We start from the raw sequence: 22,875 nt of genomic DNA on the forward strand, positions 1-22,875 counted from the left end.
CATTGAAAAAATGGTGTAATATTAAGTGCTTTCGATCCGTTAAGCTAGTATTTTTCTAAACACCAATTCCATTTCTTTTTTATTTCCTTTTCCTCCTGCTAGTGTTTTCGTTTTTTCTTCAGTTTCAGCAACTACACTTTCCAGAAATCCGAAAAGCTCCCAGTCATTGGAGTGATTATAGGATTCTCCTTTAGTAGCCTTTAAAGCAACCAGATTCTCTATTTTAGTTCTTGTAAAATCATCAACTAAAACCAGAAGATCACTGAACAGAACAGGAGGAACGGTTCCTTTGTCTAATATCCACTTTCCTGTAAGTGCTGTTCTTAAACAGTAGAAATAACTTTTTAATTTCACCTCATCATGTCTGCAGGCTTCCAGATACTTTTTACTCATACTTAAATAATGATAAGACACCGCTATCGGAGAGAAGCAAGTATCAGCCAAAGGCTTGAACAAGTCTGTAAATTCTTCATTTTTCTTATAAACGACAGGAGAGTAGAACCAGCTTAGCAATGCAGCATTGGACTTTAGCAAAAGGTGAAAGGTCTTTTTAAGATCCCAACCGCTACCATCCAGGTCATCCTCTGTCATGAATTCTATGGTTTCATCCTTGTCCCATGGAGAAAGATACCATTCCTTTTCATGACGGTATATAAACCTTATATCATAATCGCTGTCCGGCGAAGCAAATCCCCAGGCTCTGCTGCCGGATTCAACTGCAAGAAGTATTTCTATGCTGTGTTTGTCCTCTACCTCTTTTAGTTTTTCTAATATCCTGTTTTTCATTTTTATTTCTTTTGATGGTACAAAATAAAAAAGCGACTGCGCAGTCTTTTTGCGTAATGATTTAGGATAACGAAATCATTATAAATTTAATGAAATACCTTATGGGAAATGGAAAATAGTGAATGGTTAAATTTTTCAATATAAGTCTCCCGGGCTATTACATTTTTTGTAATATTGTAATTTAGACAAGAAAATATGGCATTAATAGGTGACCTAGGGAAAATTATTGTTTTTTTGTTTTTATTGTTAAGCATCTTTTTGATCACGGCAAAAAGCAAAAGAAGATTACCCAATTATCTGTTTGCTGCATTTCTTCTTACTTCTGTTATAGATTTATCCGGATTCTTTGTATATCCTTCCGGGAATTTTATGCAAAGTTTTAAGTCTTCCAGTATTCTTCTTCAGATGCCACTTTATTATCTGTATGTAAAGTCTGCATGCTACTATAACTTTAGCCTGTCCAAAAAGCATCTAGTACATGGCCTACCTTTTCTCTTCTTCCTTGTTCTGTTTCTTGTTACACAGATGTCTGCACAAGCTGACCAGGTTTTTGATATTTTTACCATTATCCAGTATTACTATTATATTATTGCTGTTTTTCTTGAGCTGAGGATTTTTAAAAAACTATACCGGGATAATTATTCTGGAAATCATAGTCATATTTATAGGTGGTTAATACAGATTACAGTTTTGTTTTTAATCGGAAATTTTTTTGTGCTACTCAGAGATTTTGTAAAGAACAACGGGAGCCTTTTTACCTATCTGTATACTTTTAGCTGCTTATTTGTATTATTTATGATCAGCTGGTTTGTGCTCAACTCCCTGTACAGACCCAATTTGTTTGCCGGAATTGATAAAGATTTGGTTCCTTTAAAAATTGAATCCGGGGATCATCATGAAAAACCACAGCAGCTAAAAGATCTCATGGAATTAATGGAAACTGAGAAACCTTATCTGGATGACAGCCTTACCCTGCAAAAGCTGGCTGAAAAATTTAATATGCCGGAGAAGCAGCTTTCTTTATTGATCAATCAGTATGCGGGAAAGCATTTTTTTGATTTTATTAATGAATTCAGGATTAAGGATGCCCAATTACTTTTAAAAGATCAGCCCCAGCTTACCGTATTGGAAGTTCTGTATCAGGTAGGTTTCAATTCCAAATCCTCTTTTTATACCGCATTTAAAAAAGAAACGGGTATTACTCCTACAGATTACAGGAAATCAGTTGTTTAAGAAGTGTTCGATTTAAAGTCGGACTGATTTTACGCCATAAAAATGGTTCGGTTTCCGGTATTCGGATCTTTATTTCGATGCAAAGTTTCAGATTTGTTTCATCATAAAATTTACGTCAGATGAAGCAACAGATCAAAATGGCATTATTTCTTTTTTTTATAATGAATTGTGGGAAATACTCCGGACAGTTCAATCAAAAAAACACAATCAGAAAAGCAGACTCATTGCTGAATAGTTATGTCAAGAAAAATGCTCCGGGGATGGCTATAGGCATAATTAAAGAAGGAAAGGTAATTTATAAGAAGATCTATGGCCAGGCCAACCTGGAAAATCAGGCACCCATTACAGATTCCACAGCTTTTAATATTGCATCGGTTTCCAAACAGTTTACAGCATTCATGGCTTTGCAGGCTGTGAAGGAAGGAAAGCTGTCATTAGATGATGATATCAGGATCTATCTTCCGGAGCTCAAACATTTATCTTATCCGGTAACAATCCGTCAGTTGGCAAATCATACGCATGGGCTGCCTGATTTTACCGGAATTAAAAGATTACAGGGATTCGGGGATGAATTCAGGGTAACCAATAGTCAGGCAGTACAAACAATTCTGGGTATTAAAAGCTTTAACTTTCAGCCGGGCGAGCAGTATCAGTATAATAATACCGGTTTTATGTTGTTAGCCGAAATCCTTCACAGGGTCTATAAAAAAGATTTTGGTGAACTTCTAAGGAAATATATCTTCACTCCGTTAGGAATGCACCATACTATGGCGGTAGATGATCCGGAAAATATCATCCCGAATAAGGCAGACTCTTACCTGCAGCAGGGGGATACTGTTTTAAAATATCCGATCGGGCAAATGGAGTACGGATCCTCCAATATATATATGACATTTAATGATTTCTGTATATGGGCAGCTGATTTTCAGAAATCAGCTACGGATAATCATGACTTTTATACTGTGATGCAGGAAAATACAGTTCTGAATAATGGTAAAAGCATTGAATATGGATTGGGGCTGCAGACGGGAACTTATAAAGGTTTGCATCTTGTCTTTCACGGTGGAGGGACAGCGGGTTACGGTTCTTATATTTTACATATTCCCAATCAGCAGTTTTCCGTTGTACTGCTGGCGAATAAGAGAGGAACTGAAGGTTATCAGATGGTCTATAAATTGGTGGATTTATTTCTTGGAGATAAAGAAACGGTTGTAAAACCTAAAAAAACTGCTTATACAGCATCCGAATTAAAAGGATTTGAAGGGATTTATGAGCGTATCCCAGGGAGCTACTTTGATGTTTCTGTAAAAGAAAACAACCTTTACCTAAAAACTTATAAACAGGAAGAAGGAGAACTTTTAGAACCAGTTGGAGATAACCGGTTCAGCATTCCTTCCGTTGCTACAGCAAGCCTTGTTTTTAATAAAGATTCAGCTTTTTTCAAAATTGCGGATTTTACATTTCCGATGAAAAAAATCAGAATGAATCCACCTAAAGTGGATTTAAAAGATTTGAAAAAGCTGGAAGGATTTTACCGAAATGAAGAATTCAATACGATGTACCAGCTGGTCACTGAAGATCATCACCTGGTAGCAAAACATTCGGTAAATCCAGATATTCTGTTAGTTCCACTCAGTTCAACAAGCTTTTATTCATCAAAATCCTACTTCGGACAGCTTGATTTCCAATGGACTCCATCAGGTACTGTAAGTGGATTTACCGTGTCCGGCTTTAATATGGCCAATATTGAGTTTAAAAAAATAAAATAACTCTGCATTATTTGACCATACGAAAATTACATCACTTTAAAAGATAAACTTATGATCAGGCTATTTTCTTGCATTTTTATCGGAATACTGATATTTTTCAGTACACTTTTACCAGCACAGGATATACAGCGTTTCTCGCTGTCGGGTACTATAAAATCGGATGGTACACAGTCTTTAGTCATCAGCCTTTTTGATGCTGAAAATACATTGATAAAAACCGAAACTGCTGACCGGCAAGGACAGTTCAGGTTTTCTGCCCTGAAAGTCGGTCGTTACCAACTGAAAGTTTACAGGAATGGTTCTGAGGTTTATCATTCAGAAAATATTCCTGTAACAGAAAATAAGATGCTTCCTGTTATTGATCTTACAGTAAAATCCATTGAAGAAGTTACCATTACCAAAACCCGTACTTTTATAGAAAGACAGGAGGGAAAGATGATCCTTAATGTCGAAAACAGTATTTCCGCTACCGGAAGCTCGGCTTTTGAAATCTTGGAGAAAGCACCAGGAGTGAGCGTGGATAATAATGACAATATAAGTCTTCACGGAAAAGGAAATCTGCTGGTTCAGATTGACGGTAAAAATACACCGATGACGGGAAGTGACCTGGCGGGTTATCTTAGGGGAATTCCCTCAGCCTCCATTGATAAAATAGAATTTGTTACCAATCCTTCTTCGAAGTATGATGCGGAAGGATCTTCGATTATCAATATCAGATTAAAAAAAGAGCAAAAGAAGGGGACTAACGGGACTGTTTCTATCTCTGCAGGAACCGGTAAATACATAAAAACTAACAATACGGTCAGCATCAATCACAGGAGCGGGAAGGTGAATGCTTTTGCAAACTATGGCTTTGTTGACAGAATTTTTTACAATCATCTGCTTTTAAACAGGAATTTTTATAAAAACAGCCAATTTAAAAAAGCTTTTATTCAGGATAATTTCCTGAAATTTGGAATAACGGGCCATATGGCCAGGATAGGGATGGATTACGATCTGAATAACAAGAATATTCTTGGGTTTTCTGTGGGACTAGTAGCTAATAATGTTAAAATTGACGGAAATACCTCAAGCCTCACACTGGGAAGTAATCAGCTTCCGGAAAGTACCTTCGGAACCATAAGCAAAACCCGGAATCATTTCGCTAATCCTTCCCTTAATCTCAACCATAAATACAGCCTTGATTCTCTGGGATCAGAACTAACAACGGATTTTGACTATATCAACTATTCAAACGGTTCTCTACAGAATTTTGAAACCAGGAACTACAATTTATCGGGTAGTTTGGACAGGCTTGATATTCTGAAAGGGGATATGAAAGGAAAACTGAATATTTTTTCATTGAAAAGCGACCTTACTAAAAACTTTAAGTATGGATGGAAACTGGAAAGCGGGATTAAAATCAGCTTTGTAAAATCTGATAATGATTTGAAATTTTTTGACGGAAGTTCAGGGGTCTTTGTGTCCGATCCTACCAAAACCAATCATTTTATTTATGAGGAAAACATTAATGCTGTTTATGGGAATGCTTCCAAAAAATGGGAAAGGCTTAAAATGATAGCCGGACTGCGAATGGAAAATACAAATATAAAGGGCATGCAGCTTGCTAATAACCAGATTAATAAAAGAAACTATACGCAAGTATTCCCGAGTGCAGTACTGGCATATAATATAACGGATAAAAGTTCCATGGAGATCAGCTTAAGCAGAAGGATCACCCGCCCCAGTTATAATCAGCTCAATCCTTTCAGATTTTACTTTGACCCTACTACTTCAAAGGCCGGAAATCCAGATCTGATTCCCGAGACGATGATGAATTATGAGCTTACTTACAGCCTTAACAATAAATATTTTGCCACACTGAATTATAGCAGAACTTCTGATCACATAATTAATGTAGTGAAGCCTGTGGTGGAAAACGGACAGAATATTGCGATCCAAACATTTGAAAATATCAGTTCGGCTTCCCATTACGGGCTCAGTCTGATCGTTCCTGTAAAAGTGATGCGTTGGTGGGATATAAGCAATACTGCCAGTTTTTACTATGCTTCTTTCACAGGGAATGTTTCGGGAAGTCAGATTACCAACCAGGGAAATTTTACGTTCAGCATCAACAGCATCCATAACTTCAAATTAGGAAACGGCTTTACTGCTGAAGTTACGGGAAATTACCACGCCAGAGAAATACAGGCTTATGTATATGCACGGCCCTATGGCTTTCTGAGTATTGGTGCCCAGAAAAAATTTAACAATAAAAGTGTCCTTAAATTTTCTTTTGCTGATGTGTTTTTTACCAGTAATCCAAGGGGGCAGTTTGCTTATAATGATTACCTGGAGAATTTTACGGTAAAAAGAGATTCCAGGGTCGTGATGCTGTCCTATACTTATAACTTCGGATCCTCTAAAAACCTTCAATTGAGAAAGACCGGAGGTGCAGATGACCTGAAAGAGAGAATTGGAAGCTGATGATATAAATTAAATCTCTCGCCAACAATTACGATAAACAAATGACTAAAATCAAAATCTGTCTGTCATAATTATAGGCGAGAGTATATCAGGGAAAGTAATTTCTTACTATTATCCGTTCTGTGCTTTTCTAAATTTTCTTTTCTTTTTCCATGGTGCATTTTTCCCGACATCACCAGCCATGATACACCCGTAAGGCATCACTTCATCCAATACTTCACATAATCCGTATTCTTCAATCTGTGCTCTTACGTTTTTAGCACTTTTATATGCGGTCGGTAGTTCGGAAATATCAATTTCATTGGAAAAGAAACGGATATCCAATCCTTCGGTTTCTTCAGCAAAAACTTCTTCAATGGTTTTGTGGGCCAATGATCTCTTATGCTGACTTCTGCTGAAATTTCTTCCTGCTCCGTGAGGGGCAAAACCCAGGTTTCTTTCATTGGTGTTTCCCTGAACTATTAAAACCGGTTCTGCCATATTTAATGGAATCAGTCTTGGTCCTGTAATATCAGGCATGAATTTATCATCCAGTGGGGTTGCTCCTTTTGCATGGTAAAAAAGATCTCCGTCTTTGAAGACAAAGTTGTGCTCATTCCAGTACCTGTTCTCTTTTTCAATTTCCATTTTGTGTAAAACGGCATCATGGATGGAAGTATGGTTTTCTTTCGTCCATGTTCTGATCAGCTGCAGGGCTTCCCAGTAAGATTTTCCTTCTTCTGTATCGTATGGGATCCAGGCATTCTCTTTCAGCGTTTCCGGTGAAATATCCTGTCTGAAACGATTGGCAACTTTCATCCCTTTATCGTAAAGAGCAGCTCCCGGAGCTCTTGAACCATGATGAGTAACCAACATGGTATTTCCTGTATTTTTAGAAATACCAACGAATAAGAAATGGTTTCCATCGCCCTGTGTTCCCATATGAGAGCGGGCAATGCTGATCAGCTTTTCATCATTAAGGAAATAATTTTCCCTGAACGCATCCATCAGTTCCTGCGACATTGGCATTTGTTCTCCTCGTGCTCTTCCTCCATATCCGAAATGAGTTACCGAATGAGCAGTATCCAAAACAGTTTTAGGATCAGCTTTTCCAAAATCAGTCAACATCACGGAACAGCAGATATCTGCGCTATGAAACCCGGGATGGATTGCATTTTTAGCAATAACCACACCACCCACCGGTATATGACCTTCTGGTCCTGTCGGACAGGCATCAGGCATTAAAGCTCCTCCAACCAATGTTGGGGTTTTCATTAAAACCTGCATGGTTTTGATTACCTTTTCCACGTTATCATTTTCACTTTCGTGCTCAGCTCTGATGTTGATGATGAAATCTTTTGGGGTTTCATGCAAAGGAATCTGGTCCGGTTGTTTATATTGCTCCAGATACGTTTTGATCTGAGTTTCATCCAGATTATTTTCGTTGATATATTCTATGGCTTCTTTAAACCATTTTGCGGGTCTGAGCCCTAATTCAATTAGGTGATTTCCATTAAATTCCATGTGTTCTTTCAATTTGATGATGCAAAGTAAATATACAAGTATGCAATCTTTTTGCGTAGATGAATTTTTTTTGATTATTTTTACAAAAGCGAAAAAGCTGAAAAGCAAAATAACGGAATTGCCACAAAGTCAATTGAAGTTATATTTTAATGATTTAACCATTTTGTCAATTCTCTATTTCGCCTAAAAAAAATAAATATGCTATTAGAACAAGTAAAAAATTCTCCGGAAACCATTCAATTTAAAGATGTCATTGCCTACATTGATGAAAATTATCATTTTACACCTACCAGATTCACGAATGGAAATACAGTGAACGAAGCGGATCAGAATAACGGATCATGTAAGGTATTCAGTTTTGGAAAGCAGAATAATTTGTCAAAGGATGAGGTATTAAGCCTTTTCGGAGATTTTTACAGAGAAGATGTACTGAAAAACCCGGATGGAACAGATCATCAGAATATCAGAAACTTTATGGAGTTTGGATGGGATGGGGTTTCTTTTGATGGAGAGGCTTTGGCGAAGAAATGATTTTGATTATGATGTATTAATGTATTAATTTTTCAAATAAGTTATTAAGTCGTTGATTAGAGTTGAACGGAAAGACTATCTGTGGTTTTTGATTTATTTACATTCAATTAGAAAGGAAATAAGGAAAAGAAAAAATTCCGGCTGAAAAATCATGTTGTGGAATAAAAGACATTTCAATAAAATACAATTATGTCATCGAACAAAAATGCCCTGATCCGATATAAAACATTGGACAAATGCCTGAAAAACAAGTATAGAAAATATACGCTGGAGGATCTGATCGATGAGTGTTCGGAAGCCCTTTTTGAGTTTGAAGGCAAAGAATCATTTGTCAGCAAACGTACGGTCCAGCTTGACCTGCAGAATATGCGAAGTGAAAAGTTTGGCTATGAGGCACCCATTGAAGTCTACGACAGAAAATACTACCGATATAGTGATCCGGATTACAGTATTCATAATATTTCAGTAAATGAAAGTGACCTGAAGGCAATGAATAATGCCGTTCAGATCCTGAAGCAGTTCAAGGACTTTTCCATGTTTAAGGATATGAACGGAGTGATCCAGAAGCTGGAAGACTCCATCCATTCTACAAACCAGAAGTCGATTATCCACCTCGATAAGAATGAACAGCTGAAAGGGCTCGAGCACATCGATATACTATATGAAAGCATTTTAAACAGGAAAGTACTGAAGATCCTTTATAAAAGCTTTAAAGCAAGAGAATCGGATTATTACACCGTACATCCGCAGCTCCTGAAGGAATACAATAACCGTTGGTTCCTTATATGCTGGTTTAAGAATAAAATGTATAATCTGGCCTTGGACCGGATGGAGGAGATTTCTGTTGATGAAAAGGTAAGCTATATTGATAAAGAATTTGATTCGGACCGTTACTTCGGAGAAGTGATCGGGGTTACGGTTTCGGATGGGCAACGTCCGCAGAATGTTATCTTTAAAATCAACCCAAAACATGCCCCTTATGTCAGAACCAAACCTTTTCACCATTCCCAGGAGATTATAAAAGAAGATAAAACCGGAACAACATTTAAAATATGTGTTCAGCTGAACTTTGAATTGGAGAGAATGATATTGGGACTCGGTGAATTTATCACGGTTTTAAGGCCTGAGAGGCTCAAAAAAAGAATTCAGGCCAGTTTGGAAGAAGCATGCCGGAATTACCAGCTTTTGAATACCAATGAATAAAGCGGATTAATAAATGGCTTAAAAATTGTAATGATAAACCAAAATTACTACATATGAAATCAAGAATTCTTAAGGCGGTTATTGCCATAGTTGCACCACTTGTTATAGAATATATCGTAAAAAAAGTGAGTGAAAAATTAGATAAAAAGGAAGAAGGAAAAAAGCAGATTCCAGCATAAGTACAACGTAATCTGGAATGATAAAAAAAGACTGCCCTGAAAAGGCAGTCTTTTTTTAGGTAATAGCGGTTGGATAAAATCCATTGACAATCGCTCCTGAAAGCACTGAACTTAATATTTTAAACATTTTTCACTTTTTGGCTATTGCTTTTTCCAGACTTAATTAAACATTTATTTAAATTTTAACAAAAATTAACTGTTTAATTTTCAATGATTTGAGTCGTTTGCGGGTGTTAAAGGAGTGAAAAACGACCTGCTTGGCATGATTTTTACAGCATTCTGAATAGTAAAATTTAAAGATCAGAAATTATGAAAATGTTTAAACAAGCAGTTTTACTAGCTGGAATTTTAACAGCAGGTGTAGTAAGTGCACAGAGCGTACAGATGAACAACATGCTTAAAGTAGGAGCGAATGTAGGATTAGCTGTTCCTTCTGATAATCTTTCTGCTGCTGTGGGTGTGGATGTGGCTTACCAGAATCTGATTACTCCGGGAGTTGGATTAGGTATCGCAACTGGTTATTCCCATTATTTCGGAAAAGAAAACAACGGATATAAAAATAATGATGTAGGGGTAATTCCTGTAGCAGCATTATTGAGAATTTATCCAAAGCAAACAGGTTTCTATTTTGGGACTGACTTGGGTTATGGATTCCTTGTAGGGGATGATAAAGTAGCTTCCAATACTTCGGTTGACAGACCAAGCGGAGGTTTTTATATCAAACCTGAAATCGGGTACCATAATCAGGACTGGAATTTCTTCGTACAATATCAGAAGGTATTTACAGGAAGTAAAGGTGATTTAGTAAATCAGGACTACAATGTGGGTAACATTGGTGTCGGATTTTCTTACAATATTCCATTAGGAAAGTAGTTAGATTTATATATAAACAATTATTAGCCAAAACCTTTTCATCTTTTTGAAAAGGTTTTTTATTACCGTACACGATTTCCGAAAACTATTATTATATTTGATAAAATTTGTGATTATGAACTTAAATCCAAAATTTCCCCTTTATTTACCGGGTGTAAAAGACAGCAATAATAATGATGTTTCCATCATTGGAGCCAACTTACGTGAGGATGTTACCACTTTAGGATACTATGTGTCTGGTAATGGAGGGCTTGATATAAAATTACAGACAAGCTATCCGACAAAAGAACATGCTTCTTTTTCGGAAATCCTGAAAAAATTTATTCAGGAAAATCAGCTGAGCAATGTGAAGCGTTTAGGAATAGCGGTTCCGGGACCGGTTCTTAACGGGAAGAGTAACCCTGCCAGATTAGGCTGGAGTTTTGACGTAGACGAATTTAAAAATGAATTCGGATTCGAAAAAGTGGATATGCTTAATGATCTTGAGGCATCTGCTTATGGAATGGGACTTCTTGAGGACAGCGACCTGGAAGCTATCTACACAAGCGGACACCTTGAAAAAGGAAATGTTGCGATCCTGGCACCTGGAAATGGTCTTGGGGAAGCGGGGTATTTCTTTGATGGAAAATACTTAAGACCTTTTGCTACAGAAGGCGGACATTCCGAGTTTTCACCAAGAACCAATGTTGAAGTGGAATTTTATCAGTTCCTGAACAACATCTATGGGATTGTTAGCTGGGAGAATGTTCTTTCCAAAACAGGGCTTTTTAATATCTACCGGTTTTTAAGAGACGTGAAAAGACATCCTGAGCCTGAATGGCTGGCAGATCGACTTGCCAACGGTAATTTTTCACAGGAGATATACAAGGCAGCCGTTGAAGATGATGTGTTGATTTGTAAAATTGCATTAGATACCTTCCTGGAATTCCTTGCGAGAGAGGCTAATAACCTTACCTTAAAGCTTAAGGCTACCGGAGGATTGCTGATTTCCGGCGATATTCCGCAGATGCTGAATGAGTATATGGATAAGGCAAAATTCTATGAGAAATTTAAAATAAGCGATAAAATGGAAGACATGCTGAGGAATATTCCGATCTATCTGATCAGGAATAATCTCACGGGCTTACATGGTGTCGCATTGTATACAGCCTATTACGAATAACAAATAAGAAAATAAGAACTCCGGAAACTCCGGAGTTTTTTTATGCCTGATATTATTCATGAAAATAATTGGTTTTATTGATGTACATCAATAAAATCTATCAAATAAGATAGCTACATTTGTATCGTTAAATAACAATTAAATAAATTTATTCAATGAAAAAAATATTATTATTAGCGGTTTTAGCTAGTGGATTGGTTTTCGGGCAATCAAAAAAAGTGGTAGCATCTGATGTTCACTGGTGGGGTTATAAAGTAGCAAAATCTGAGGCAAGTTCTCATGACGGTACAGTAAAAGTGAAGTCAGGAAACCTTGTTATGAAAGGAAATGATGTTGTGGGTGGATCTTTCGTTTTAGATATGACTTCTATTACGTCTACAGACCTTTCCGGAGAATACCAGACTAAGCTGAACGGACATTTAAAGAACGGAGATTTCTTTGAAGTTGAAAAATATCCTACAGCTGCTTTTAAGATTACTTCCGTAAAGAAAAACAATGATAAAATATACAACTCTCTAGTAACAGGAGATCTTACAGTAAAAGGAAAAACCAACAGTATTTCTTTCCCTGCAAAGATCGCGTACAGCAAAGGAGTAGCAAGTCTTGTATCTGATAAATTTTCTTTCGACAGACAAAAATTCGATGTTGCTTACAAATCAACAATGCAGGATGTTTTTGTGAAAGATGATATCGATATGCTTGTAAAAGTAACTGCTAAATAATTTAATCAAAAAAAGATTGTTAAAAGTGTAGAAGTTCTACACTTTTTTTTATTTTTGTTGAATTGTAAATAAAAAAGAATGAAAAGACTACTATTGTTTGCTATGATGTGCGTAGGTATATCATTTGTTTCTGCTCAGAGAAAATTTGATAAGGTTTCGAAGGTGACCTCTTCTGAGATCAGATGGTGGGGATATAAGGTTGTAAAAACCGTGCCTACATCGCATTCCGGAACAGTAAAACTGAAAAGCGGAAAATTCAATTTTGATAAAACGGTTTTGGTAGACGGTGAATTTATAATTGATATGAGAAGTCTGATGGCGGGGGACGTTTCTGATGAAGATCAGATCAAGCTGACCAACGACCTTAAAAGTACCAATTTCTTTGAAGTTAAAAAGTTTCCGATTGCGAAATTCCACTTAACTAAAATTATTCCTCTGGCAAATAGTGAGTACAATTCCACGGTATATGGGGATGTTACGATAAAAGGAGTGAGAAAGACCATTACTTTCCCTGCTAACGTATATGTTACACAATTTACGGTAGTGATTGAGTCTGCTAAATTCTCATTGAACAGAAGGGATTTCAAGGTATTCTATCAGTCTTCTTTAAAAGATTATTTCATTAAGGATGAAATGGATATCCAATTCAAAGTTTCTACAGAAAAGCTGGATAATGATAACAGAGTTCCTGTAAAGAAAAAATAAAAGGTTTTACTTTAACAATAAATTAAATATGGGTAGCTTTCAATAGTTACCCATATTTTTTATTTTAGCAGTATGAAAATCTATGTAATAAGCGGACTTGGTGCAGATTTTAAAGTGCTGGAAAAATTGCAGTTTCCTGTGCATCTGGAAGTGGTGTTTATAGACTGGCTCATTCCGGGGCTGAACGAAAGTTTTCCTCAATACGTTGAGAGAATGGCGTCAAAGATTGATGATTCGGAACCATTTTATCTGTTGGGGTATTCTTTTGGAGGAATTATGGTGCAGGAGATCAATAAAATAAAACCGGCTGAAAAAGTAGTGATTTTAGGAAGTATTAAATCTGATAAAGAAAAATCGAGGTTAATAAGAGCCGGACAGATTACCAGGATCCCGAAAATATTACCTACCCGTTTTTTTAATGAAAAAAATACAGCAGCATATTCTGTGCTCAGGAAGTTCTTTGATCCCAAAAATCCTAAGGTTTTACAGTATTTCAGGGTGAAAGATCCTTATTATCTGAAATGGTCCATAGAAAAGATTTCAGATTGGAGGTTTGATGAAAATCCTGAAGTGATCCAGATATTAGGAGACAGGGATATTGTATTTCCTGTGAAAAATTCAAAACCGAACTATATTATACGGGGTGGAACCCATCTTTTTCCCGCTACTAAATCAAAAGAAGTATCTAAAATTTTAAATGAAATATTTCCTGTGAAATAGATTTTAAATTATTACATGTTAAAATTTAAGGGTTGTTTTGTTTTTAAATGTGTTTTTATGAAATTTATCCCTATTTTTGATAGGGTTAAAATAGATTTTTATGAAAATTGGTTTGAAATGGATCGTGTCCTTTGCGGTGATATCAATGGTTGCTATCGGTGGTTTGTTTTGGTCACCGGTAACGGACCTGCCGGATTCAGGTGAGTTTTTAAGCGAAGATAAGATCGTAGGGGCTGATGTGGCGTGGATTTTAGCAGCAGCAGGACTGGTATTGCTGATGACACCGGGGTTGTCCTTCTTTTATGGTGGAATGGTGGGTAAAAAGAATGTAATCTCCACCATGTTGCAAAGTTTTATTGCTTTAGGAGTCATTTCTATTCTGTGGGTTGTAGTTGGATTTTCTTTGTCATTCGGTGATTCTATAGGTTTTGAAATGAACGGAGAGCACTATGGACTGATCGGTAATCCCTTGAGTTACCCCTTTTTTAATCATGTAGGTGTCTTGCCGCACAAAGCGATGGCTTCTACCATTCCGTTTATTTTATTCGCTCTTTTTCAGATGAAGTTTGCGGTGATAACTCCCGCACTGATTACCGGTTCTTTTGCCGAACGGGTGCGCTTTATTTCCTATCTGCTGTTCATGGTTCTTTTCAGTATATTCATTTATACGCCCCTTTGCCATATGGTATGGCATCCGGACGGTTTGTTGAATAAATATTTTGGTGTCAAAGATTTTGCAGGCGGGACCGTAGTGCATATGAGCGCAGGATTTGCTGCTTTGGCAGGAGCAATGGTTGTAGGAAACAGGAAAAACCCTCACCATGAACCTTCGAATATCCCTTTTGTACTTCTGGGAACAGGAATGCTTTGGTTCGGCTGGTTTGGTTTCAATGCCGGATCTGCACTGGGAGCTAATGCAACTGCTGCCACAGCTTTCGGAACCACAACTATAGCTTCGGCATCAGCGATGATGACATGGATCCTTTTTGACCGAATTAACGGAAGGAGTGTTTCTGCATTAGGAGCATGCATCGGTGCTGTAGTAGGTCTGGTTGCCATTACCCCGGGATGTGGCTTTGTATCTGTTCCGGAAAGCTTATTTATCGGATTTATTTCAGCTATTGTTTCCAATCTGATGATGAACTGGAAGAAACTCAAAAAAATAGACGATACCCTGGATGTTTTTGCATGCCATGGAGTAGGGGGAATCATGGGAATGATCCTGACCGCTATTTTTGCGCATGGTGAAAACGCAAGCCTTCTGCATGGAGGGATTGAAGTATTTGCCCATCATATGATGGCGCTGGTTCTGGTTTCTGTGTTTGCATTTTTTGGCTCTCTGATTTTGTACCGGCTGACGAACAGAATGATTACCCTTCGGGTATCCGAAGAGTCGGAAAATATGGGACTGGACATGTCTCAGCATGAAGAAAGCCTCAAATGGTAGCGGGCACTTAAATAATTATTTTAATCCTTATGTGAAGGGAAGCATAATAACGATTTATCATGTATCTTTGTGATGAGGAAAATGATGAATCTTTTATGGAATCAATATCAGTATTTGAGATTATTAAAGTAGGTATAGGCCCGTCCAGTTCGCATACGATGGGACCATGGAATGCAGCTTCTGCATTTATCAGAATTATAAAGAGAGAAAGATCGATCGCAGAGGTGAAAGAGGTCTTTCTTGAATTTTTCGGTTCTTTAGCAAAAACCGGGATAGGACATGGTACAGATATCGCGGGAATGCTGGGATTGAATGGTGAGGATTACAAGACGATCAACACTTCAAAAATTGATGAGAAAATTGAGAAAATAAAAAGAGATGAGATCATCAATCTGGGTGGAGAAAAAGAAATTCCTTTTATCTATGGCTATCATCTGGTTCTCAATATGCAAAAATCCCTCGATTTCCATCCGAACGGAATGATTTTCAGAGCCGTTTTCGAAGATGGAACCGAACTGGTCCAGGACTTCTATTCCGTAGGAGGAGGATTCATTGCGAGCCAGGAAAAAAATTCGATCCAAAAACATTGTGTCCGCACATTATACCCTTGTCATCACGGTTCAGATGTTATAAAATATTGTGATAAGTTAGGGCTTGAAAAGTTTTCAGACCTGATCATGATCAATGAAGAAAGCTGGAGGACCCAGGAAGAAACCAGACAGGAAGCATTGAATATCTGGACACAGATCAAAGAATGCATCTACAAAGGAGTCAACAAAGAAGGAATTTTGCCTGGTGGTTTAAATGTAACCAGAAGGGCAGCCGGAATCAACAGAAAACTTTTAGGGGATAAAATATATAAGAATATTGACGAATGGTTTCAGCTGGTAGTAGATGCCGAAGAAAATTTCACCAATATCAATAAATGGATTGCCTGCTTCGCTTTGGCTGTCAATGAAGAGAATGCAAGCTTCGGAAGGATCATTACAGCACCTACAAACGGAGCGAGTGGTGTTATTCCTGCCGTTTTAATGTATGCTCAAGCTTTCACGCCATTCACGAGTGAGGATGATATTGTAAGATTCTTACTGGTTGCCGGAGAAATCGGGACCCTGTTTAAAAAGAATGCCACGATCTCCGCGGCTATGGGAGGATGCCAGGCTGAGGTTGGAGTATCTTCTGCTATGGCGGCAGCGGGACTTACTGAAATTTTAGGCGGAAGTGTAGGACAGGTGCTGATGGCGGCTGAAATCGCTATGGAACATCATTTGGGTCTTACCTGTGATCCGATCAAAGGATTGGTGCAGATTCCGTGTATTGAAAGAAATACAATGGGAGCGATGAAAGCGATCACCGCAGCCAATATCGCTCTTGAAAGTGATCCTGCAAAAGCGAGGGTAACTTTGGATGAAGTTATTCAGACGATGTGGGAAACAGCTCAATCGATGAGTGACCGTTTTAAAGAAACTTCGGAAGGAGGGTTGGCTATTGCAGTCAATGTTCCGGAGTGCTAGAAATATTTGTCACAAAAGTAATTTTTCTTTTAAACAGACAGTTTTAAAGCTCTATAAGTTAAAAAGATGTACTTTTTATTAGTGACCTAGGAAACGTAGGCGTTAAGAAAATGAATGCTGTGAACGTTAAAAAAATTCTACTGTCTGAGTGCGGAGAGAAAAGTTAATAATAAACATACTTCAAATCCGCACGAGTTATAGAATTTTTAGAGAACAGGATTCATTTTTAGCCGCAGTTTCCAGTCTTGAATTTTTGTTTCTTTTGTTTCAAGACAAAAGAAAAGATAAAATCAATTACTAAAGTTACGATGGATGATTCTCCTTCATCGAAATAACAAAGAAAAATATTCAATAAGAGGATTACTTATCCAGTATTCCTCTTATTTTATTAGCATTGGAGATCAGCTCCGTTAAGTATTCGTAATTCTCTTTTTCCAGAGCAGCCTTAAACTTGCGTAGCTGCGAAATATGTTCATTAAGGACATCCAGAACATTTTCTTTATTTTGTTTAAAGATCGGAACCCACATTTCCGGATGGGATTTGGCTAGCCTTACCGTACTCGAGAAACCCGAACTTGCCAGCTGGAAGATAGTGTCTTCCTCTTTTTCTTTTTCCAATACAGTGTTGGCTAAGGCGTAGGATGTGATGTGAGAGATATGAGAGATGTACGCGGTATGGACATCGTGGTCTTCAGCATTCATATAAATAAGGTGCATATCCAGGCCTTCTACAATTTTCTGAACGAGGGCAAGAGCGTCTTCTGCGGATTCTTCTTTGTTGCATATCACCCCGGCTTTTCCTGAGAAGCTCTCTGCAACGGCTGATTTCGGTCCGCTGTTTTCCGTACCCCACATCGGGTGGAAAGCTACAAACCTAGACCTGTTCGGGTGATCTTTTACGCCGCTTACAATTCCTGCTTTGGTGGATCCTGCATCCATTACCGTTTGGGTGCCTGATACCAGATCTAAAACTGTAGGTAAAAGCTTTCTCGCGGAATCAACCGGAATAGCAATAATCACAAGATCGGAATTCCTGATTCCGTATTCCAGGTCTACCTTGGCATCAATGATATGTAAGCTTAATGCCTCATCAAGGTGCCTGCTGCTGTTGTCTATTCCGTAGATAAAATCGGCAATTCCTTTTTCTCTCAATTTTAAAGCGATAGAGCCTCCAATGAGACCTACACCGACAATACTTATTTTCATTTTCTTTTCATTTTAAAATAAAAAACCCCGTCCTAGGACGAGGTTGTATATCATATATAAGAATCTCTATCCCAGATCTGAGTTAAATATTCTATAGTAATATGTTCCGTTATTTGTAATCATGAAGCGAAGGTATAAAATATTTTTGAAATGATAAATATGATTTTGATAGAAAGTTTTGCTTGTGAGGAAAGACTTTTGGTTTTATAATGCGACGAGTTTTGTCGCAATTCAAAGCTAACTTTGTACAAATGAAAAAGATGAAGTCAAAAATTTTCGATAAGTCTTTTCCTTGTGAGATAAAAAAGATTACTTTTGCGGCAATTATAAAAAATGAATTTAACAATTAAACACAAGGCATGAAAAAACTCTACTTCAGTGTACTTTCTATGTGCATTATTTCCGGGCTATCGGCCCAGGAAGTGGTTTGGCAAAAAGATATCAAATCTTCTACCCAGGATTTCTTAAGCCAGGTAACCACAACAATCGATCAGCAGTATTTGATAACAGGAAGTGTCATACAGGCAGCAAATCAAAAGAAAGATGCTGGAAGTACCCAGCAAAATAATGGTTACGACTTTCATTTGGTGAAACTGAACCAACAGGGAGACCAGGTTTGGGAAAAATATTTCTCAGGAAACAATCATGATTATTTGTCTTCTACCGTAGCTACCCAGGAGGGAGGCTTTTTGGTTTCGGGAACCTCATATTCCGGAAAGGGATCGGATAAAAAAGATGACTCGAAAGGAGGATCAGATATCTGGCTCATTAGAATTAATGAATTTGGAGATGAATTGTGGCAGAAGACTTTAGGAACAAGTGCTGATGAAGAAGCCAGAGCGGTTATCCAAACCACAGATTTAGGATTTGTTGTAGCCGGAAATGTTCAGAATGCACCCAAAGGCTATGGTTCAAAAGATATCCTGATTATCAGACTTGATAAAAATGGAAAAGAACTCTCACAACTTATTTTAGGAGGAAGGGGATTAGATGAAGTGGAAAAGATGATCCCCACAAGAGACGGAGGAGCACTTCTGGGAATCTATTCAAGAAGTTCAGAGTTTCGTGTTTCCGATTCCGGGAATCAAAACTCAGCTACAGGAACCTCAGGTTCCGTATCCCGTTATGCAAAAACAACTGAAAACTTTGGTGAAGGAGATTACTGGATCGTAAAACTAAACAAAGAGGGAAAGGTAGAATGGGAAAAGAACCTGGGAGGAAAAGGAGATGACCATCTAAGAACACTGGCTTTAACCTCAAACGGTTATATCATCGGAGGAGAATCCAGAAGTGAGAGATCCGGAAACAAAACAGTAGGAATAGAAGAAGGAACAGATTTGTGGTTGGTTTCTTTAAATGAAAGAGGAGATGAACAGTGGCAGAAGTCCTACAATTTCAAAAACAGGGATGTTTTGATGGGTATGACTGCCCTAAATCAGCTATCAACTGACAACTCTCAACCCTCAACTAAAGGAATTTTATTAGGCGGATATACACAGGCAGAAGGAAGAATAGAAGCAGATGATGAAACATTCTGGATGCTGTATTTGGACAGTAATGGAAATGAACAGTGGAGAAAGCATGTAAAGGGAGAATCCAGAAAGAGAGAGGAAAGGTTATCAGATATTAAGCTGAACAGGGATGGTTCCATCATTTTAGCAGGAACCAGTGCAGAGGAATTAGGGAAGGAGAACTGGAAGATTGTGAAGCTGGGAGACAAGCAATTGGATCAGTTAATTGAAAAACAAGACATCAAGATCTACCCGAATCCGGTATCAGATTATGCTTATGTGGAAATAGGCTTTGATTTCAGGGAAGCGGATATTACTTTGTATGATATGGGAGGAAGACAGCTTCAGAATCTAAAAACCAAGAATAAGGTAACAAAGATTAATACGCAGCCGTTGATACAAGGTGCTTACCTGGTGGTCATCAAGACAGATACGAATAAAACAGCGAATTCTAAATTGATTAAGAAATAATATAAGATGAAAAAAATAGAACGCAATATTTTTATATTAATAGCTCTTTTGGGCATTATTAGTATCTCAGCACAAGATAAAATAGGACTTCAAAAGTATGATTATGTAACCAACGGTGATGCTAATTTGTTTCAGGGCATACCCAATATTTCTTTTCCGTTATTTAATGTTACAGTACCAACAACGGGAGTTAATATCAATTTGTCCCTAAGTTATACTGCAGTTAGCGGTTCATCCTTTAACCTTATCAGTGATGTCGGAAAAGGATGGAATCTATCTCCAATAGGAAATATTGTGAGAAATAAAACGACAGTTGATACTGATTTTTATATTCCAACAGGAACTGCCAAAGAGGCCTGGTCTGATGTATATTATTATGATTATCCAGGTGGAAGTGGAAAGTTTTATATTGGAATGGATAAGACGAGTGGTGAATTAATAGGTGTTCATACTATGCCTTCCAATGATAAGATCATTGTTACCAAAGATAATGCAAAACCTAATAAAGTAAAATCATTTACCATCGTAGATACTAAAGGAAACCGTTACCTATTTGACAAAACGAATATTAATAAAATGTATATAGGTGATGGTTTCGATACAACTCCTATAGCTATAGCACAGAAAACCAAATTTATCAATAGCGGATTTTTTCTGTCAAAAATTTTCAATGTCAAAAATGAAGAGGTCGCTACGATTGAATACTTGACTGCTACAGAGAATATTACCCAACCATCCGGAACTCTCCAAACTCAAAAAATAAAGAAAATATTGATTAATGGAGTTGGTAGTATTGAATATGATTATGTTAACAATGGTACACCCACTAACCTTAATTCACCTGGTGACAAAGATTGGTATGTGTTGAAAAAAGTAATACTAAAGAACACTCAAAACCAAATTATTAATCAATACGGCTTTACCAATACAGGGTATTTAAAAGAGCTGATCAACATAGATAAAAATAATAATCCTGTACAGAAATTTAGTTTTGAATACAATAATGAGAACTATTCCGGACCAAATATGTTGATAGATAATTTTGGATATCCATCTTATTACGATCCTTGTAATATGGATGATGGAGAATTGCGCACTCCTTATTTCACCAACCGTAATACAGTTAACTATGGTTCTTTAAAACGTATTATTTTACCTACCGGAGGAATTACAGAATATGAATTCGAATCACATTCTTCTGCCGGGTCAAACAATTGCTCAGGAGCCAATTGCTACTATGATAATTATGATTTTGATAAAATATACACTTTAAATTTTGATACTCAAGTATCAAGCCTTTATACAATTACTTTACCAGTGGGATATCAAAGTGATCTATTTATAAAATACAATTATACTCTTCATCCTTCTGCTCCCGGACACCCTGGTATTATATACGACATAAAATATACGATCAATAATCAAACTCCAAATAAATTTGTAAATCCGGTAACTCAACAAGAATGTTTTGACGTAGATCGATTTAATTTTTTCAATTCAGACCCTCTTAATGTTAAATTTTCAGGTTTAAAAAAAGGATATGGAACCGTGGAAATATATGCCCCTAAGCAGCAGAGAAAAGATAAAAATATTTATGGAAATGGATTAAGAATTAAAAGCATTAAAAATTTCAATCCAGGTTCTACAATACCTATAAGTTATACACTCTATGATTATGCTACTTTTACCGATCCATTATTATCCAGTGGCTTTGGAGTAAATTATTCCGTAAATATGCAGTATTTAGAAGGCAGTCCGAAGGCAACGACGCCAGTAGGATATACGAATATTAAGGCCACAAATATGATTGATAAGAGTTATTCAAAATATTATTTTTATCCTTATACCACTTTTTTAGGTCTTCCATCTTCTTTTAGTAGTGACGATGATAAAAGTATGAGTGACTACCTTTTTACAATGGGACTCTTACAAAAAAAGGAAGACTATAGTCCTACCAATCAACTTTTGCAGAAATCTGAAATGCAATACACCTATAAAGATGTGCCACTTGCTAATATCAACTTTAATGGAAACCCTGTAAAAAAGATCAATATCTCTAAACAGTCTTCCACTACTGAAAATTATATTGCTGGAACTACCAAAAAATTGGTAAGCTCTTCTGAAAGCCAGTTTGAAGATATTTACAACAATATGACTTCTTCAAAAGAAACCTTATCAGATGGAACTATTGTGGAAAAAACGATTCTTTATCCTGCTGATAAAGGGATTCAGAAACTTCTGACGGCAAATATGGTAGATGTTCCATTGGAAACTTCTGTTAAAAAAAACGGCAAGCTTATAGGAAAAGCGGAAACAAAATTTGACAATGCTGCTCATCTTTATCCCACTTCCATGATTAGCTATAATATGGAAAATCAAACAGCGATGGGAGGTGGGACTTTAGATATTTATGATAATAAAGGAAACCTTGTACAAACTACAGCAAAAAACGGAATTCCTACCACAACCATTTGGGGATATTACCAAAGCCAACCTATTGCTGTGATCTCGGGTGCAACGTATCCACAGGTAGCTAATCTGGCCACTGTAAAGGCAGCTATTACAGCATCTAATAATGACCGTGACAATCCTGCAACCGAACCTGCTTTTTTAACGGCCTTAGAAAACCTGAGAAATGACATCGCCTTAAAAGATTTTAGCATAACAGCAACTACTTACGACCCATTAATTGGTGTTACCAATAGTATTTCGGCGAACGGAATCAGAATAACTAACGTATACGATAATGCGAATCGATTGATTAAAGTAACCAATGCTGAAGGTAAAACACTGCAGGAATATCAATATAACTACAAACAGTAGATGTATAATGTACTTAATTAAAAATGTATTAAGTAAATGCATGAGTACATA

18 protein-coding genes are annotated in these 22,875 nt (G+C 37.1%); 15 read left to right on the top strand and 3 right to left on the bottom strand.

The genetic code is table 11. The features are described 5' to 3' along the window. Positions 1–39: 39 nt before the first annotated feature. Complete coding sequence (locus tag G9C87_RS00835) at positions 40–786, bottom strand: DNA polymerase beta superfamily protein (RefSeq protein ID WP_172276934.1); 747 nt, start codon at positions 784–786, stop codon at positions 40–42. A 195-nt stretch (positions 787–981) separates the two neighbouring features. Between G9C87_RS00835 and G9C87_RS00840 the strand changes: the two genes are divergently transcribed. The 3 genes from G9C87_RS00840 (at position 982) to G9C87_RS00850 (ending at position 6,254) form a co-directional block, all read left to right on the top strand. Continuing rightward, entirely contained in the window at positions 982–2,019 is a 1,038-nt protein-coding gene (locus G9C87_RS00840) for a helix-turn-helix domain-containing protein (protein ID WP_172276937.1), read from the top strand. Positions 2,020–2,138: 119 nt separating this feature from the next. Next, complete coding sequence (locus tag G9C87_RS00845) at positions 2,139–3,788, top strand: serine hydrolase domain-containing protein (protein ID WP_172276940.1); 1,650 nt, start codon at positions 2,139–2,141, stop codon at positions 3,786–3,788. 51 nt (positions 3,789–3,839) lie between these two features. Beyond that, entirely contained in the window at positions 3,840–6,254 is a 2,415-nt protein-coding gene (locus tag G9C87_RS00850) for a TonB-dependent receptor (RefSeq protein ID WP_172276943.1), read from the top strand. 111 nt (positions 6,255–6,365) lie between these two features. Here the strand turns inward: G9C87_RS00850 and G9C87_RS00855 are convergent, their stop codons facing one another. Beyond that, positions 6,366–7,757 carry an RtcB family protein gene (locus tag G9C87_RS00855; RefSeq protein ID WP_172276946.1) on the bottom strand — a complete coding sequence of 464 codons (1,392 nt, stop codon included), beginning with the start codon at positions 7,755–7,757 and terminating at the stop codon, positions 6,366–6,368. 198 nt (positions 7,758–7,955) lie between these two features. On the opposite strand from G9C87_RS00855, the gene G9C87_RS00860 reads away from it, so the two are divergent. The 10 genes from G9C87_RS00860 to G9C87_RS00900 all read left to right on the top strand — a co-directional run bounded on the left by G9C87_RS00860 (position 7,956) and on the right by G9C87_RS00900 (position 16,813). Continuing rightward, positions 7,956–8,288: a HopJ type III effector protein gene (locus tag G9C87_RS00860; RefSeq protein WP_172276949.1), complete on the top strand. Its 333-nt coding sequence runs from the start codon at positions 7,956–7,958 to the stop codon at positions 8,286–8,288. Between the two features lie 189 nt (positions 8,289–8,477). Beyond that, positions 8,478–9,491, top strand: coding sequence for a helix-turn-helix transcriptional regulator (locus G9C87_RS00865; protein WP_172276952.1), 1,014 nt, complete (start codon positions 8,478–8,480; stop codon positions 9,489–9,491). Between the two features lie 53 nt (positions 9,492–9,544). Continuing rightward, entirely contained in the window at positions 9,545–9,670 is a 126-nt protein-coding gene (locus G9C87_RS20830) for a hypothetical protein (protein ID WP_262888793.1), read from the top strand. A 309-nt stretch (positions 9,671–9,979) separates the two neighbouring features. Then, positions 9,980–10,543 carry a hypothetical protein gene (locus tag G9C87_RS00870; RefSeq protein ID WP_172276955.1) on the top strand — a complete coding sequence of 188 codons (564 nt, stop codon included), beginning with the start codon at positions 9,980–9,982 and terminating at the stop codon, positions 10,541–10,543. Between the two features lie 115 nt (positions 10,544–10,658). Beyond that, entirely contained in the window at positions 10,659–11,705 is a 1,047-nt protein-coding gene (locus tag G9C87_RS00875; RefSeq protein ID WP_172276958.1) for a glucokinase, read from the top strand. Positions 11,706–11,860: 155 nt separating this feature from the next. After that, positions 11,861–12,427 (top strand): YceI family protein, encoded by a 567-nt coding sequence (locus tag G9C87_RS00880; RefSeq protein ID WP_172276961.1) that lies wholly within the window; start codon positions 11,861–11,863, stop codon positions 12,425–12,427. A gap of 78 nt (positions 12,428–12,505) precedes the next feature. Then, positions 12,506–13,132: a YceI family protein gene (locus G9C87_RS00885; protein ID WP_172276964.1), complete on the top strand. Its 627-nt coding sequence runs from the start codon at positions 12,506–12,508 to the stop codon at positions 13,130–13,132. Positions 13,133–13,204: 72 nt separating this feature from the next. Further along, complete coding sequence (locus G9C87_RS00890) at positions 13,205–13,852, top strand: alpha/beta hydrolase (RefSeq protein WP_172276967.1); 648 nt, start codon at positions 13,205–13,207, stop codon at positions 13,850–13,852. Positions 13,853–13,952: 100 nt separating this feature from the next. Then, positions 13,953–15,299, top strand: coding sequence for an ammonium transporter (locus G9C87_RS00895; protein WP_172276970.1), 1,347 nt, complete (start codon positions 13,953–13,955; stop codon positions 15,297–15,299). Positions 15,300–15,394: 95 nt separating this feature from the next. Further along, positions 15,395–16,813, top strand: a complete 1,419-nt coding sequence (locus G9C87_RS00900) for an L-serine ammonia-lyase (protein WP_172276973.1) — start codon at positions 15,395–15,397, stop codon at positions 16,811–16,813. Between the two features lie 360 nt (positions 16,814–17,173). Here the strand turns inward: G9C87_RS00900 and G9C87_RS00905 are convergent, their stop codons facing one another. Then, positions 17,174–18,019 (bottom strand): prephenate dehydrogenase, encoded by an 846-nt coding sequence (locus G9C87_RS00905; RefSeq protein ID WP_172276976.1) that lies wholly within the window; start codon positions 18,017–18,019, stop codon positions 17,174–17,176. A 359-nt stretch (positions 18,020–18,378) separates the two neighbouring features. Between G9C87_RS00905 and G9C87_RS00910 the strand changes: the two genes are divergently transcribed. Together G9C87_RS00910 and G9C87_RS00915 are read left to right on the top strand one after the other, a co-directional pair. Further along, positions 18,379–20,001 (top strand): T9SS type A sorting domain-containing protein, encoded by a 1,623-nt coding sequence (locus G9C87_RS00910; protein WP_172276979.1) that lies wholly within the window; start codon positions 18,379–18,381, stop codon positions 19,999–20,001. A 6-nt stretch (positions 20,002–20,007) separates the two neighbouring features. Further along, positions 20,008–22,824 (top strand): hypothetical protein, encoded by a 2,817-nt coding sequence (locus G9C87_RS00915; RefSeq protein WP_172276981.1) that lies wholly within the window; start codon positions 20,008–20,010, stop codon positions 22,822–22,824. Positions 22,825–22,875: the final 51 nt, after the last annotated feature.

The sequence above is a fragment of the Chryseobacterium sp. LAM-KRS1 genome (genome assembly GCF_013184525.1).
Classification (GTDB): domain Bacteria; phylum Bacteroidota; class Bacteroidia; order Flavobacteriales; family Weeksellaceae; genus Chryseobacterium; species Chryseobacterium proteolyticum.

Bases quoted from the DNA above. Each gene is read 5' to 3' on its own strand.
- G9C87_RS00860 (WP_172276949.1), top strand. From the start codon at position 7,956: ATGCTATTAGAACAAGTAAAAAATTCTCCGGAAACCATTCAATTTAAA.
- G9C87_RS00855 (WP_172276946.1), bottom strand. From the start codon at position 7,757: ATGGAATTTAATGGAAATCACCTAATTGAATTAGGGCTCAGACCCGCA.
- G9C87_RS00890 (WP_172276967.1), top strand. From the start codon at position 13,205: ATGAAAATCTATGTAATAAGCGGACTTGGTGCAGATTTTAAAGTGCTG.
- G9C87_RS20830 (WP_262888793.1), top strand. From the start codon at position 9,545: ATGAAATCAAGAATTCTTAAGGCGGTTATTGCCATAGTTGCACCACTT.
- G9C87_RS00840 (WP_172276937.1), top strand. From the start codon at position 982: ATGGCATTAATAGGTGACCTAGGGAAAATTATTGTTTTTTTGTTTTTA.
- G9C87_RS00895 (WP_172276970.1), top strand. From the start codon at position 13,953: ATGAAAATTGGTTTGAAATGGATCGTGTCCTTTGCGGTGATATCAATG.
- G9C87_RS00880 (WP_172276961.1), top strand. From the start codon at position 11,861: ATGAAAAAAATATTATTATTAGCGGTTTTAGCTAGTGGATTGGTTTTC.
- G9C87_RS00875 (WP_172276958.1), top strand. From the start codon at position 10,659: ATGAACTTAAATCCAAAATTTCCCCTTTATTTACCGGGTGTAAAAGAC.
- G9C87_RS00885 (WP_172276964.1), top strand. From the start codon at position 12,506: ATGAAAAGACTACTATTGTTTGCTATGATGTGCGTAGGTATATCATTT.
- G9C87_RS00865 (WP_172276952.1), top strand. From the start codon at position 8,478: ATGTCATCGAACAAAAATGCCCTGATCCGATATAAAACATTGGACAAA.
- G9C87_RS00870 (WP_172276955.1), top strand. From the start codon at position 9,980: ATGAAAATGTTTAAACAAGCAGTTTTACTAGCTGGAATTTTAACAGCA.
- G9C87_RS00845 (WP_172276940.1), top strand. From the start codon at position 2,139: ATGAAGCAACAGATCAAAATGGCATTATTTCTTTTTTTTATAATGAAT.
- G9C87_RS00915 (WP_172276981.1), top strand. From the start codon at position 20,008: ATGAAAAAAATAGAACGCAATATTTTTATATTAATAGCTCTTTTGGGC.
- G9C87_RS00835 (WP_172276934.1), bottom strand. From the start codon at position 786: ATGAAAAACAGGATATTAGAAAAACTAAAAGAGGTAGAGGACAAACAC.
- G9C87_RS00910 (WP_172276979.1), top strand. From the start codon at position 18,379: ATGAAAAAACTCTACTTCAGTGTACTTTCTATGTGCATTATTTCCGGG.
- G9C87_RS00850 (WP_172276943.1), top strand. From the start codon at position 3,840: ATGATCAGGCTATTTTCTTGCATTTTTATCGGAATACTGATATTTTTC.
- G9C87_RS00905 (WP_172276976.1), bottom strand. From the start codon at position 18,019: ATGAAAATAAGTATTGTCGGTGTAGGTCTCATTGGAGGCTCTATCGCT.
- G9C87_RS00900 (WP_172276973.1), top strand. From the start codon at position 15,395: ATGGAATCAATATCAGTATTTGAGATTATTAAAGTAGGTATAGGCCCG.